General features: G+C 43.4%; 13 protein-coding genes. 5 read left to right on the forward strand and 8 right to left on the reverse strand.

Annotation, left to right across the window (positions count from 1 at the left end; all coding sequences use genetic code 11):
* Positions 1-63: 63 nt before the first annotated feature.
* On the forward strand, positions 64-1527 hold the full coding sequence (locus AC3CID_RS18720; RefSeq protein ID WP_488527899.1) for a sensor domain-containing diguanylate cyclase: 1464 nt from the start codon (positions 64-66) through the stop codon (positions 1525-1527).
* A 135-nt stretch (positions 1528-1662) separates the two neighbouring features.
* On the opposite strand, the gene AC3CID_RS18725 is transcribed toward AC3CID_RS18720, so the two are convergent.
* Positions 1663-1917 carry a YgjV family protein gene (locus AC3CID_RS18725; protein ID WP_010430226.1) on the reverse strand — a complete coding sequence of 85 codons (255 nt, stop codon included), beginning with the start codon at positions 1915-1917 and terminating at the stop codon, positions 1663-1665.
* Positions 1918-2185: 268 nt separating this feature from the next.
* Between AC3CID_RS18725 and AC3CID_RS18730 the strand changes: the two genes are divergently transcribed.
* From AC3CID_RS18730 to AC3CID_RS18740, 3 genes are all read left to right on the forward strand, one after another.
* Entirely contained in the window at positions 2186-2776 is a 591-nt protein-coding gene (locus tag AC3CID_RS18730; RefSeq protein ID WP_102462795.1) for a DUF4136 domain-containing protein, read from the forward strand.
* Positions 2777-2954: 178 nt separating this feature from the next.
* Positions 2955-4139, forward strand: a complete 1185-nt coding sequence (locus AC3CID_RS18735; RefSeq protein ID WP_488527900.1) for a serine hydrolase — start codon at positions 2955-2957, stop codon at positions 4137-4139.
* Positions 4140-4306: 167 nt separating this feature from the next.
* Complete coding sequence (locus AC3CID_RS18740; RefSeq protein WP_017085602.1) at positions 4307-4600, forward strand: YkgJ family cysteine cluster protein; 294 nt, start codon at positions 4307-4309, stop codon at positions 4598-4600.
* Positions 4601-4686: 86 nt separating this feature from the next.
* Here AC3CID_RS18740 and AC3CID_RS18745 read toward each other — a convergent pair whose 3' ends face one another.
* Positions 4687-5583: a LysR family transcriptional regulator gene (locus AC3CID_RS18745; RefSeq protein ID WP_488527901.1), complete on the reverse strand. Its 897-nt coding sequence runs from the start codon at positions 5581-5583 to the stop codon at positions 4687-4689.
* Positions 5584-5687: 104 nt separating this feature from the next.
* Here AC3CID_RS18745 and AC3CID_RS18750 point away from each other — a divergent pair, with 104 nt between their 5' ends.
* Positions 5688-6071, forward strand: a complete 384-nt coding sequence (locus AC3CID_RS18750) for a DoxX family protein (protein ID WP_488527902.1) — start codon at positions 5688-5690, stop codon at positions 6069-6071.
* Positions 6072-6159: 88 nt separating this feature from the next.
* Here AC3CID_RS18750 and AC3CID_RS18755 read toward each other — a convergent pair whose 3' ends face one another.
* The 6 genes from AC3CID_RS18755 to AC3CID_RS18780 all read right to left on the reverse strand — a co-directional run bounded on the left by AC3CID_RS18755 (position 6160) and on the right by AC3CID_RS18780 (position 11800).
* Positions 6160-7842 carry a pseudouridine synthase gene (locus AC3CID_RS18755; protein WP_488527903.1) on the reverse strand — a complete coding sequence of 561 codons (1683 nt, stop codon included), beginning with the start codon at positions 7840-7842 and terminating at the stop codon, positions 6160-6162.
* Between the two features lie 151 nt (positions 7843-7993).
* Complete coding sequence (locus AC3CID_RS18760; RefSeq protein WP_004731417.1) at positions 7994-8614, reverse strand: glutathione S-transferase family protein; 621 nt, start codon at positions 8612-8614, stop codon at positions 7994-7996.
* A 38-nt stretch (positions 8615-8652) separates the two neighbouring features.
* A complete protein-coding gene (locus tag AC3CID_RS18765) occupies positions 8653-9684 on the reverse strand; it encodes an NADP-dependent oxidoreductase (RefSeq protein WP_488527904.1) in 1032 nt (343 codons plus the stop codon).
* Between the two features lie 138 nt (positions 9685-9822).
* Positions 9823-10413, reverse strand: a complete 591-nt coding sequence (locus AC3CID_RS18770) for a TetR/AcrR family transcriptional regulator (RefSeq protein ID WP_488527905.1) — start codon at positions 10411-10413, stop codon at positions 9823-9825.
* 172 nt (positions 10414-10585) lie between these two features.
* A complete protein-coding gene (gene bamJ, locus AC3CID_RS18775; protein ID WP_102537756.1) occupies positions 10586-11059 on the reverse strand; it encodes a BamJ family beta-barrel-assembly machinery protein in 474 nt (157 codons plus the stop codon).
* 114 nt (positions 11060-11173) lie between these two features.
* Positions 11174-11800 (reverse strand): thioredoxin domain-containing protein, encoded by a 627-nt coding sequence (locus AC3CID_RS18780; RefSeq protein ID WP_004731367.1) that lies wholly within the window; start codon positions 11798-11800, stop codon positions 11174-11176.
* Positions 11801-12033 lie beyond the last annotated feature (233 nt).

Raw genomic sequence — 12033 nt, forward strand, 5'->3', positions numbered from 1 at the left:
AAAACAGTCTGTATATAAGAGAAGTCACAGCGTTACCTAAAATTATAAATCTATGGGGTAATCTTGAAAGTCAGACGTAAATACATTCTTAGTTTTTCCATTGCGCTCGCCATTGTGTCGATGATTCTTTCGGCCTTTCAATTTAACCGAACTGAAAGGTCACTGTTGGAATCCAACCAGCTATTTTTTCGAACGATTGTGAATGCGAGTTACGATATTGTCGACACAACAGTTAATGAGGCGATAAAGACATATCTCAAAGGAATTACCGATACCGTTGCGTCCCATGTATGGCATGCCACTCCGGAACAAGAAATTGAACAAGTAAGCCAGATCGCCAGTGAACTGCACATTGGACAATCAGGTTATATCTATTTGATGTCACCACAAGGCGTTCACCTCTACCATCCTTTCTTGCAAGGCAAGAAGCGCGGGCATCTTATTCATATCCAAAAACAGCTCAGTATCGACTCTGGTATGATCGAATACTTTCACGCTAATCCTCATGAGATAAGTCGGCGTGCAAAAGTTGCCTATTCGATGAGGCTACCGAGTGGCAATACTTTGGTCGCGACGACCTATAAAGAAGAATTGATGTATTTGGTCGATCTTGAAGGCTTAAAAGATAAGCTGAGAAAGTACGCGTTCGGTGATAGCGGATATGTGTACATTATTGATCTTCAGGGTAACTTAGTGCTTCATCCTGATTATGAACACAAGTCATTGAAAGCCTTGATAGGCTACTCGTCGGAACTGCTAATTGATCGAATCGCAACTCAGCCAGAAGGTCACTTTAGCTACACGGTTTCCAGTGATAATGGTACGACCAACAAAAACGTCTTCTATAAGTTTTACCCCTATCTGAATTGGGTCATTTCTGCGGGTATTTTAGAGCAGGAGCTCAATAGAAATCATAGTTTGCTGTTCATTAGTTTGATGGCTTTAGTCGTGAGCCTATTGAGCATTATCATCGTGTTGGTGCTTTACCTGCGGCATCGTCATCTCAAAATCTTGGATGTTGCGAGCCTCGATTACCTCACTGGTCTTCCTAGCCGACGGAGTTTTATCGAGCAGTTAAAGTTGAAAATTGCTCAAAGGTCGCCTTATCCGCTAACAAATGTCGGTGTCATTTTGCTTGATATTGACCATTTCAAACGGGTGAACGATCAATATGGTCATGCTCAAGGCGATAGGGTTATCTGTGAGGTCGCAAAATCGCTAAAGAGATTTGTTAATCGTCGTCGCTTGATTGCGCGCTATGGCGGTGAAGAGTTTATTTTGGTGACATTTGATTGTGATGAGCGTGAGTTATTCGAATTGTCTGAGGAACTCAGACGAAGTGTAGAGCAACTGCAAGGTTTGGTGTCACCTGTCACAATCAGTGCTGGCTGTTGTCACGATCGAGCGCTCACTGATATTGAAACAGCGATCGATAAAGCTGACAAAGCGCTTTATCAAGCAAAAGAGAGAGGACGTAACAACACTCAGACGTATCAAAAGAACGAATATCGCGTTGCTTATATGTGATCAGTTGAAAGAATCGATGTCTTCAAAGGCTGGAAGATTGGAAATCATGCTCTTGAGAACGACAGACACAAAAAAGCCCAAATAGATCACTCTATTTGGGCTTTTTCAGAAATATTTGAAATGCTAATCGCTAATTTAGGCTTTCGCTGCTTTCATCGCTTCCGTTTTTTTTTCCTTTTGCATTTTTGCAAGGAAGTAGATGTTTACACAAGCGATGAAACCGTTGGTCGCGACCACTGGCCATGCGTCAATCATAACGCCGTATGCTGTAAAGAGAGTACAGCCAATAAAGTTAAGGACACGCAGACGAACGATATCTTTCATTGTTAATGAAATTGCGACCATAATAGATGCCGCGTAACCTAAAATTTCAACCATATTGAATTCCATTGTTTGACCCTCTTAAATTTGCCGATACTTTGTCGGTACCAATTCTTCTCTTCATGAGATGATTGAGGAAGCTCCGTGCCTCGAATGGTCTGGTTATGTTTAACGAGGTAGACTATACCAACTCTGTTTTTGTGATTAAACCCCCAAAACGGGCAGAAGTGAAGGTTAGCGATTACGCAAACGTTTAATGACCTTTCTATTAACATAATTACTATTTATGTTGGGAGGTTAATTGATATTTATTCTTATATAGGTAAGGAAGCCGCGAATGATAAAACGATCCATTTGTGCAACAAAAAGCATAAAAAAAGCAGTGTTATTGGCTTTGATAGCGATTGGAATGACAGCATGTACCACACAAGAAATGCCGCCAACGCACAATTATGGTGTGGTCACCAGTGGCGATTTTGAGTTCATGAAACACGGAGTAACGACGTACTCGTGGCACCCTGAATCAGAGCAGGTTTACCTTTCTCAAAAATACGATGAGACCGTAGTAACCGATCTAGTGCGTGATGCGATTGAAGATCAACTCGCTACGAAAGGTTATCAACTGAATCAAAATGGTGCAGTTGGTGATGTTGTTGTCGGTTTTGGATTGGCCGAAGAATCAGAGTTAAATGATGACTCGATTTTCGATGCGATTAAGCTTTCAACAGGGGTGCCATTTTATGATGGTGACGGAAAAGTCGCCGAGAAAGGATCGCTGTACATTGCTTTTTTCGTACCTAACTCTCAGGTCGTACAATGGCAAGCATTGGCACAGTCTGGCATTCAACCTGATTTAGAGCCAAGCGAGAGCAAACAGCGCATTACTGGCTTTGTTGAAATGTTGTTTAGACGCATGCCTGAGCGATAGAATAAGGCGTTGGATGCATTCGTTGAGTCAATATTGGTTGTTGAAAATATGGTCAGATCGCAGATTGTACTTTTTTATTTGTAACGAATGGTACAAATACGTAAAGCAACGTAAAGTTCGCGCTTCTTTTGCTAGCATTTGTCTATACTGCTCAAAACGTTAACTTAGGTTTGATTCAATGAAACTGTTTTCCAAATACTCTCTCCCTCTATTAAGTATATTCATTGTAAGTAACGCAGCGATGGTAAGTAATGCAGCTATCGCAGCACCTTCTATAGTGCCAAGCCCACCTAGCCTAGGCGCAAAAGGGTATGTGTTAATTGATTTTAATTCTGGTGATGTGCTGGTAGAAAAAAACGCACACACTAAATTAAACCCAGCAAGCTTAACCAAACTGATGACCAGCTATGTAGCCGGACAAGAGATGAAGCGAGGCAACATCTCTGCTGACGATCAGGTACGAATCAGCGAGAACGCGTGGGCGAAGAACTTCCCTGACTCTTCAAAAATGTTCATCGAAGTGAACACCGATGTAGCAATGATGGACCTTTACCGCGGCTTGATTATTCAATCAGGTAACGATGCGAGTGTTGCGATTGCGGAACACGTTGCGGGCTCACAAGATGCATTTGTGGATCTTATGAACTCTTGGGCTACGTCTCTGAAATTAGAAAACACCCATTTTGCGAACGCGCATGGTTTAGACGCTGACGGTCTTTATTCGACTCCTTACGATATTGCATTATTAGGTCGTGCGATTATTCGTGACTTACCGGATGTTTATGGCTTATACAGCGAACGTTCGTTCAGTTACAACGGCATCACACAACACAACCGTAATGGCTTACTGCGTGATAGAAGCTTGACGGTTGATGGCATGAAAACGGGCTATACCTCTGGCGCAGGCTACAGCTTAGCGAGTTCGGCAACACAGGGTGAAATGAGACTGATCGCGGTGGTTATGGGCGCATCGAGCGTTAAGAGCCGTGAGTCAGACAGTAAGCAGCTATTGAGCTATGGTTTTCGATTCTTTGACACGCTAAACCCACATCAAGGCGGCGACCAAGTGGCTGAAGAGAAGGTGTGGTTTGGTGAACAAGATACGTTGAAGCTGGGTGTTGCGGAAGATACGTTCATTACTTTGCCTAAGTCAGACAGTAAAAAGCTAACGGCATCGATTGAACTTAATTCTGAGTTGAAGGCGCCGATTGCAGAAGGCCAAACTCTAGGTGTGGTTCACTACACAGTAGACGGTGAAGATGTTCAAACTCAACCATTGATTGCGTTAGAGGCTGTTGAACAAGGTGGCATATTCAAACGTCTGATGGACTACATTAAATTGTTCTTCGCGAGCCTATTCTAAATAGGGTCGTTATTCGGTTAAAACGAGAAAACTTAATAGGCGTTGTGAGCAAATCACAACGCCTATTGTTATTTTTACCCACCTGAAAACGGTGCATCTCGCTTTCTTTATTAGCCGTAGCGAGCGGTTTCGATTACTATACGCAAAATTTAGCAGTGTAGTCACTTATGACCATAGAGATAAAGAACGTAACCGAACCCGAAGTAACATGTGCCAATTGTCAGGCATGCTGTTGTCGTTTAGAGGTTATGATCATCACAGATACCGGCGTTCCTGAAGAGCATATTGCTTATGACGAGTGGGGCGGCGAGACCATGCTGAGATTAGACGATGGCTGGTGTTCGGCAGTTGATCGAGAAACACTGATGTGTACTATTTACGAAAACCGACCTTGGATCTGCCGTGAGTTCGAAATGGGCTCTTTTGAATGCGTTGAGCAACGTACAGATGTGATGGGCTAAGTACGTACCATCTTAATGTTTGATTGGTCGTTTATAGAGGCTTGATGAGTTATTGATCGATTGGTTGATTGATTTCTGGTTGAGCTCTAACTGTTTGTGGAACTTAAACACTCCGCAATAAAATCAATAAATACTCGAATTCGTTGGGGCAAATATTCACTTGCGTGGTACACCGCGTACATCGGCAAGTAGTCATTGCTCCAATCTTCTAATAACTGCGTTAACTCCCCAGTCTCTACAAATTCTTTGCCCATCCAATCCGGTAAAGCAACCACACCTAAACCTTGTCTAGCCATCTTAAGTAACATTTCTGGACTGTCTGAGGTTAAAATTTGGTTTACTTTTACGCTGGTGCTTTGGCGATCTTTGTCGGTGAAACGCCATTCGTTTGCTGGATTCATCAGAGAATAAGTTAAGCACTTATGCTGGCTAAGATCTTGCGGACGTATAGGTTTCCCGTGATTTTTTAAGTAATCGGGCGATGCAAAGTACTGAACTTTATTGTTGAAAAGAAAGCGAGCTTTTAACCTTGAGTCTGCAAGTTGTGATGCTCGAATGGCGACATCTATATTGTGCTCATTAAGGTTAATAATGCGGTCGTCGACACTGAGGTTAATGCGGATACCTGGGTGCTGTTCAATGAAAGCTTGAAGCGGCTCACTGAGTAACATCGATGAAAAGGCACTTGGCGCAGATATCTTAAGCTCACCTTCTACGGATTCTGTCTCACGTTTGAGCCTGCTTTCTATGGCAGACATCTCTTCGAGTAAACGAGAGCAATATTCTAGGTAGTCTTTTCCTGCATGAGTGAGGGATATCTTGCGGCTGTTTCGTTGAAACAGAGTCATCCCTAAGTCACTCTCCAACCATGCGATTTTCTTACTAACCGCACCCTGTGTCATGTTTAACTTATTGGCGGTTGCGGTGAAGCTGCTCAGTTGCGCGGTTTCCACAAAGATACGAATACACTCAATCTTATCCATCCTACCCACCTTATGTTTATCTATTCCAATTTGGAATCTTAACTATCATGAAACTAGCATTTATCACCTTAATTATGAATGATTAAATAGCATCGTTGGAATTAATGATTCTTATAGAGGTAGACGAGATGAATACAGCAGTAAGTATTTTGATGGTGATGTTCTTTGTGTTGGCGAGTTCAATCAAGACGCTTGGTTGGCAAAAGAAGGTCTTTGAAATTCAGCTTGGTTTCTTTAAAAGCTATGGCTTGAATAGAAAGATCATGTTTCTCGTGGGGTTAGTCGAATTGACCGGAGCGGCTCTTTTGATTTTAGCCCTATGTGACATCTCACCAGAACATATTCAATTGATGGGTGGTGCAATATTGGGGGCTACTTCGATAGGGGCGCTTTATTTCCACTTACGCTTTGATACTTGGAAGGACGGTATTCCCGCGATGGTCACTTTATTGTGTTCAAGCTTTTTAGTCTTAGATTTCTGGTACTAATGTCTTGGTCTTTCGACCGAGGGTTGAAAGCTTATTTACAGGACATTTGAGAAGCGTAGGGCTCGAAAGCCCTACGCTAAAGATAGGATTAAAACTCTGACGGCACTTCAAACTCGATCCACTTGCCCGTGGTTGGGTGAATCAGTTTTAGATATCCCGCATGAAGGTGCAGACGCTCGCGTTTGTAGCCATAAAGGTCATCACCGCGGATTGGGACACCAAGGCCTGACGGGTGAGCGCAATGTACGCGTAGCTGATGGGTGCGGCCTGTTTTTGGGTATAAGTGAACCTTGGTTTTGCCATTGTTGGTGTTGACCATTTCCCAATGAGTTTCAGCGTTACGTCCATGTTCACGGCAAACCAATTGTCTTGGTCTGTCTGCTATGTCGCCGCGTAAGGGCAAGCTAATATCGCCAGATTCACCGTGGATTTCGCCATCAAGCAGAGCGGTGTAGCGCTTCTCTACGGTTCTGTCTATAAATTGCTTCTGGATGTGTTTATTGGATTCTGCGGTCAGTGCCAAAATCAACAATCCAGACGTCGACATATCTAACCTATGGATAATCAAAGGGCCTGTTGCATCGGGGTAACGCGCTTTAATGCGTGTATAAACCGAGTCTTCGATGAACTTGCCAGGAACCGACAAGAACTCCTCGGGTTTATTCACCACCACGATCTCGTCATCTTCGTAGACAATATCAAACGATTTACCCACCGCAGGGTTCACGATAAGCGGGTTATCTTCTAGTTCAATACCACTCAGCTGGTGGTCGAGGACCTCAAAGCTTTTGCTCTGACAAACAGGGTAGAGGTTTGCGTGTTGTCGAATGATATCTGTAGGTGGTAATCCCCACCAAAACTCAGACAATGCTAACGGTTTAAATCCGTGTTCAAACGCAAAGTTAAGCAGCTTAGGTAGGCAACAGTCGCCAGAGCCTTCAAGAGCGTCTTTGCCATCTAACAATTCAAGCAGGTTCTTTGATTCGAGTGCTTGGTTGATAAAGCGATAATGGAACAAACGTTGCGCTTCTAATTCGGCTGAGATCGCTTGGTACTCTTGCTTGCGGCTCTTAAGTTCGCTTTCGATAGCATCAACTTGCAACTGGCGTTCTGCGATCTTTTGTTTCCACTCGATACGGAGCGCTTTTAGGTCGCGCTTCTCTTGGCTGCTTTGATTACCTAATTGTTTAAGCAGGTCAGCGGCTGAATCAAGATTCCCCAACGCTTTCTCTTGATTGGCTTTTTCTCTTAGAATCGTACGCTCAGCCTTGTTAGCAGCCATTGCGATCTGAAATGCTTCAACTGCTTTACTCGCATCGTTTTTGAGTTCATTTAGGCTTGACGTCAAATCATCTAGGTTATGAGTTTGTTCTAGGTTCGTAATGTCATTAATCAAGGTTGCTTGCTTGACTAAGCCTTGCGTGTTTTGGACTTGAAACTGTTGCCCATCAAAAGCAGAAGGAACAAAGGCAATACTTGTTAGCTGAGAGGCGAGTGACGAATCTAACTGCAAACCTGAAAATGCAGAAAGGTAGCCTAGTTCTTGAGTTGTTGGATCCTGAACAAGAAGTACGGCATAGAGGTTGCCTTGCGATGTTTCATTCACACCACAGTCGAGCAGTGACAGTTGAAGCTGCAGCATTGCTAACTCACACATTGGGTGCGGAGTATAGTAATACGGAAACGTAAACCGAGTGGGTAGCGATAAGTCTTGGTTCGCTGGTTGGTTTAAAGCGTGCAGTGGTGTGTATTGAGCAAGGTTTGCTGACATGAAAATCAAACTCTATGGCTGTTCAGTTAGAGTTCGGTATTGTTGTCGAAATGAAGGCAAATGAGAAGCCAAAGCGAAAGATAAATCGGCTTTGGCTTCATTTAGTTGCTTGTGCTTATCCTAAGCGCGTCCGAGCTTGATTGAAACTCGATCAGTTCGAGTGTTCTAGCTCTACTTGCTCTGCTTTTTGGTAAGCAGGGTGGTCAGCCAAAAGCTTACCGTATTTAGCAATGTTAGGGTAAAGCGCAGTTGCACCAAAGTTACCAACGATTTCTACGATGAACGACATCATAAAGTCTGCACCTGTTAGTGTGTCTGCAACCAAGTAGGTTTTACCTTCAAGTGCATTATTCACGTAAGTTAAGATCTTTTGGTTTTCGTCGTCTGCATAACCGCCTAGGAAGTTAGTCTCACAGCCGTCTTTCATTACAAAGATCTTAAGCAACATTGGCAAAATACCTGAGCTTTCAGCGAAGTGAAGCCATTGAGAATATTCCACGTAGTCTGCGGTGCCGCGTGTTGGTGCGAACTTACCCTGACCGTATTTGTCGATTAGGTATTCCGTGATAGCGCCAGATTCAGTGATCACGATGCCATCGTCTTCAATGACAGGAGATTTACCCAATGGGTGAACGGACTTAAGCTCTGGTGGCGCAAGAAAAGTGACACTGTCTCGTTGGTATGGCTTGATCTGGTAATCTACCCCAAGCTCTTCCAACAGCCAGATGATGCGCTTTGAGCGTGATTTATTCAGGTGATGCAAAGTAATCATGATTCTACCTAGTTAACTAACGGGTTCAGTTTTTGAGTTTATTTAGCTTCGTTTGTTTTGATAACAAGCTTACCGAAGTTTTGGCCTTCTAAAAGACCCATGAATGCTTGTGGCGCTTCGTCTAGACCTTCAATTAGGTGCTCACGATAGTGCATCTTGCCTTGAGACAACCATTCTGTCATTTGAACAGCAAACTCGTTATAACGGTGCGCGTAGTCATCAAAGATAATGAAGCCTTGCATCTTAATACGCTTGACCAGCAGCGTACCCATAAGGCTAGACATGCGATCCGGGCCTTCAGGCAGTGATGTCGCATTGTATTGAGAGATAAGGCCACATACAGGAATACGAGCACCGGTGTTAAGCAATGGCATTACGGCATCGAAAACCTTGCCGCCAACGTTTTCAAAATAAACGTCGATGCCGTTGTCACATGCTTTAGCCAGTTGTTCCGCGAAGTCGTCAGCTTTGTGGTCGATACATTCGTCAAAGCCAAGCACGTCTTTCGCGTACTGACACTTCTCTTGACCACCCGCAATGCCGATAACACGACAGCCTTTTAGTTTGCCGATTTGTCCAACGGTTGCGCCTACTGCACCTGTTGCCGCCGCAACGACTAGCGTGTCGCCTTGTTTAGGTTGGCCGATATCAAGCAAACCCATGTAAGCCGTAAAGCCAGGCATACCCATAATGCCAAGTGCATAAGAAGGGTGCGTTGGTTCTTTGCCTAGTTTGATGAGGCCTTCACCGTTAGACACACCAAGATCTTGCCAACCAGTGTAAGCCAGTACCCACTCGCCAATTTCGTAATGAGCGTGGTTTGATTCTTCAACCTGACATACGGTTGCACCAACCATCACTTCATCAATCGCAACTGGGTCTGCGTAAGATTTAGCATCGCTCATACGACCACGCATGTATGGGTCTAGAGAAAGATAAACTGAGCGAAGTAACATCTCGCCATCTTGAATTGTTGGTGCGGCTACTGACTCTAAACGGAAGTTATCTTGAGTCGGTGCGCCAACTGGGCGAGAAGCCAATACGATGCGGCGATTGTCTTGTTGAGTCATTGGATATCCTTAATTTTATATTATGTTTATTTGGAATTAGACCAGTCGTCTAGTCTTGTTGTCTAAAAATCCCGCCGTCATCAAATTGATAAGAGGGCGGGTTATCTGTCGTTAATAAAGACTAAACACAGTACGTGGTTAGTTTTTACCTTTTAAAATCTGTTGGGTTAGGTTTAAAGCTGATTCTAAGCTGCTTGAGCTCTGGCTTAGTTTGCTCAACAAACTTGCGCCCAACCACATAGAATATAGATTTTGAGCGGTTTCTTGGCTGTCTTCAACTTTAATGGAGCCATCTTCAATACCACCAGCAACACAGTGTTGTATCGTAGAGGTCACTTTTTCAGCCCCTTTTAGTAAGGCTTGACGCATAGGATCAGAAAGATCAGAAACTTCAGCGCTGAGCTTAACGACTAAGCATTTATGAGCGTTACAGGTACCGTTTTCAATCTGTGACCATCGAGTGAAATAACTGATGATTCTCTGGTAATGGTTTCCTTCGCCATGAACCAAAATAGTTTCAACTCTGCTGATGTAGGTCTCAAAATAGTGTTGGATCAGAGCCTCGCCAAATTGCTCTTTCGATTTAAAGTAGTGGTAAAACGACCCTTTCGGCACGTCCGCTTCTTTAAGCAATTGCGATAAGCCAACGCCGTTAAAGCCGTTGTTCACTATTAATTTGTAGCCAACATCTAAAACATGCAGGCGTGTGTCATTCGTTTTTTCGTTCATGGGCAGTACTATAATTCAAATTAGACCAGTCGTCTAGTGGTCGATTTTTGAGGGTATATTTGGTCGTTGTTAAAGTAGCTAAATAGCCAAAGTGCCAAAGTGCTTTCAAATGTTCACATATAAAAAAGCCCCAACATAGCTTGTATGTTGGGGCTTATATCAGTCACTTCGGTTAGTTGATAGAGATTAACTCAACATCAAAAATCAGAGTTGATGACGGTGGGATAGGGCCTGAACCGCCCTTACCGTAAGCCAATTGGCTCGGAATAAACAGGCGAACTTTTTGGCCTTCAACCATGTAAGTCAAACCTTCTTGCCAGCCTTTGATTACTTGCTTAAGAGCAAATGAGATTGGCTCGCCGCGCTCAACAGAGCTGTCGAAAACAGTGCCGTCGATAAGTGTACCGTGGTAGTGAACCGTTACTTTACTGTTCTTAGTTGGGTGCTCTGTGCCTGTACCTTCTTCAAGTACAAGGTATTGAAGACCGCTTTCAGTCGTAACAACCCCTTCTTTAGCACCGTTTTCGACAAGAAACTGTTGGCCTTGCTCGATATTTTCTTCGCCAGATTTATGATTCATCCAAGTGCGGTAGATCATGAAGCCAGCCAAAATAAAGACAATGACCGGGATGATAAATTTAGACATAGTAAAACCTATTTATAGTTAATGCTGTATTTTATAGTTAATGCTGTATTTCATAGTTAATGCAGAATTTCGCAGTTAATACAGAGTGTGTTAATCAATGGGCTAAAGCCGTGATTAGGGTTGAGTCAAAAGGTAGTTGATCGTTTTTGCGATGCCAGCAACATCTTGGTGACCTGCAGTGAGTACTTGGTATTTACCGTTGATGATAAATGTTGGTACTGAGTTGATTTGACCTTTTACTGAGATCTCTTCTGCTTTCTTAACGTAGTCAAATAGAGCAACTTGCTGTTCTTTATTCAGTTGGTATGGGCTAACCAAACCACGAGAAGTGAACGCTGTCTCTAGTGCTTGTTGACGCTGTTCTGGCGTTGCATCTGCACCCATTTGAACGGCACCAAATAGGTCGTCCATGAACGCGTGGTCAGGTGTCGCGTCAAGTTGCATCACTGCTGTGTAGTAGATCATTGCGCTGATTTGAGCACTTTCATTGAACGTTACGTGCATCTTGCCAATAGTTTGGTCTGTTAGCGACTCAATCTCTGGAATTGCACTTTCCATTTGACGACAGTGACCACAGTTTAAAGAGAAGATTTCAGTGATCGGAGACAGGTTAAATTCAGTTAGAGCAGTAGGAAGTGCTTCGTATTGAACGCCTTTCTGTGGCTCGTCTGTTTCACTACAACCCGCAATAATAAGTACGGCAGCGAGTGCTGTGATGAATTTAGTAAATGGTTTAAACATAATGTTTGCTCTAGCGTTGAGAAGTCGTGAGATTCTAACTATTTAGTACGAATTGGAAAACAATTATAAGGTAAATAAATGCAAACAGTTGGAACTAGCGGGTGATGACAGGCTAGTTGACGGTTAACTGTGATCAAAAGCACTTTTTTGGGATGTGCTTTCTTTTCGTATAAAGTTTTTGTCTAAAGTTTTTCCCTCGGTGCCGATATAGACCTTAGTGAATGGTTTATCTG

Source organism: Vibrio sp. QJM3NY_21 (assembly GCF_057785975.1).

What these genes read in the sequence shown, in the direction of transcription:
- AC3CID_RS18750 (WP_488527902.1), top strand. Translation starts at nt 5,688, where the DNA reads ATGATTCTTATAGAGGTAGACGAGATGAATACAGCAGTAAGTATTTTG.
- AC3CID_RS18765 (WP_488527904.1), bottom strand. Translation starts at nt 9,684, where the DNA reads ATGACTCAACAAGACAATCGCCGCATCGTATTGGCTTCTCGCCCAGTT.
- AC3CID_RS18725 (WP_010430226.1), bottom strand. Translation starts at nt 1,917, where the DNA reads ATGGAATTCAATATGGTTGAAATTTTAGGTTACGCGGCATCTATTATG.
- AC3CID_RS18740 (WP_017085602.1), top strand. Translation starts at nt 4,307, where the DNA reads ATGACCATAGAGATAAAGAACGTAACCGAACCCGAAGTAACATGTGCC.
- AC3CID_RS18780 (WP_004731367.1), bottom strand. Translation starts at nt 11,800, where the DNA reads ATGTTTAAACCATTTACTAAATTCATCACAGCACTCGCTGCCGTACTT.
- AC3CID_RS18735 (WP_488527900.1), top strand. Translation starts at nt 2,955, where the DNA reads ATGAAACTGTTTTCCAAATACTCTCTCCCTCTATTAAGTATATTCATT.
- bamJ (WP_102537756.1), bottom strand. Translation starts at nt 11,059, where the DNA reads ATGTCTAAATTTATCATCCCGGTCATTGTCTTTATTTTGGCTGGCTTC.
- AC3CID_RS18755 (WP_488527903.1), bottom strand. Translation starts at nt 7,842, where the DNA reads ATGTCAGCAAACCTTGCTCAATACACACCACTGCACGCTTTAAACCAA.
- AC3CID_RS18745 (WP_488527901.1), bottom strand. Translation starts at nt 5,583, where the DNA reads ATGGATAAGATTGAGTGTATTCGTATCTTTGTGGAAACCGCGCAACTG.
- AC3CID_RS18760 (WP_004731417.1), bottom strand. Translation starts at nt 8,614, where the DNA reads ATGATTACTTTGCATCACCTGAATAAATCACGCTCAAAGCGCATCATC.
- AC3CID_RS18730 (WP_102462795.1), top strand. Translation starts at nt 2,186, where the DNA reads ATGATAAAACGATCCATTTGTGCAACAAAAAGCATAAAAAAAGCAGTG.
- AC3CID_RS18770 (WP_488527905.1), bottom strand. Translation starts at nt 10,413, where the DNA reads ATGAACGAAAAAACGAATGACACACGCCTGCATGTTTTAGATGTTGGC.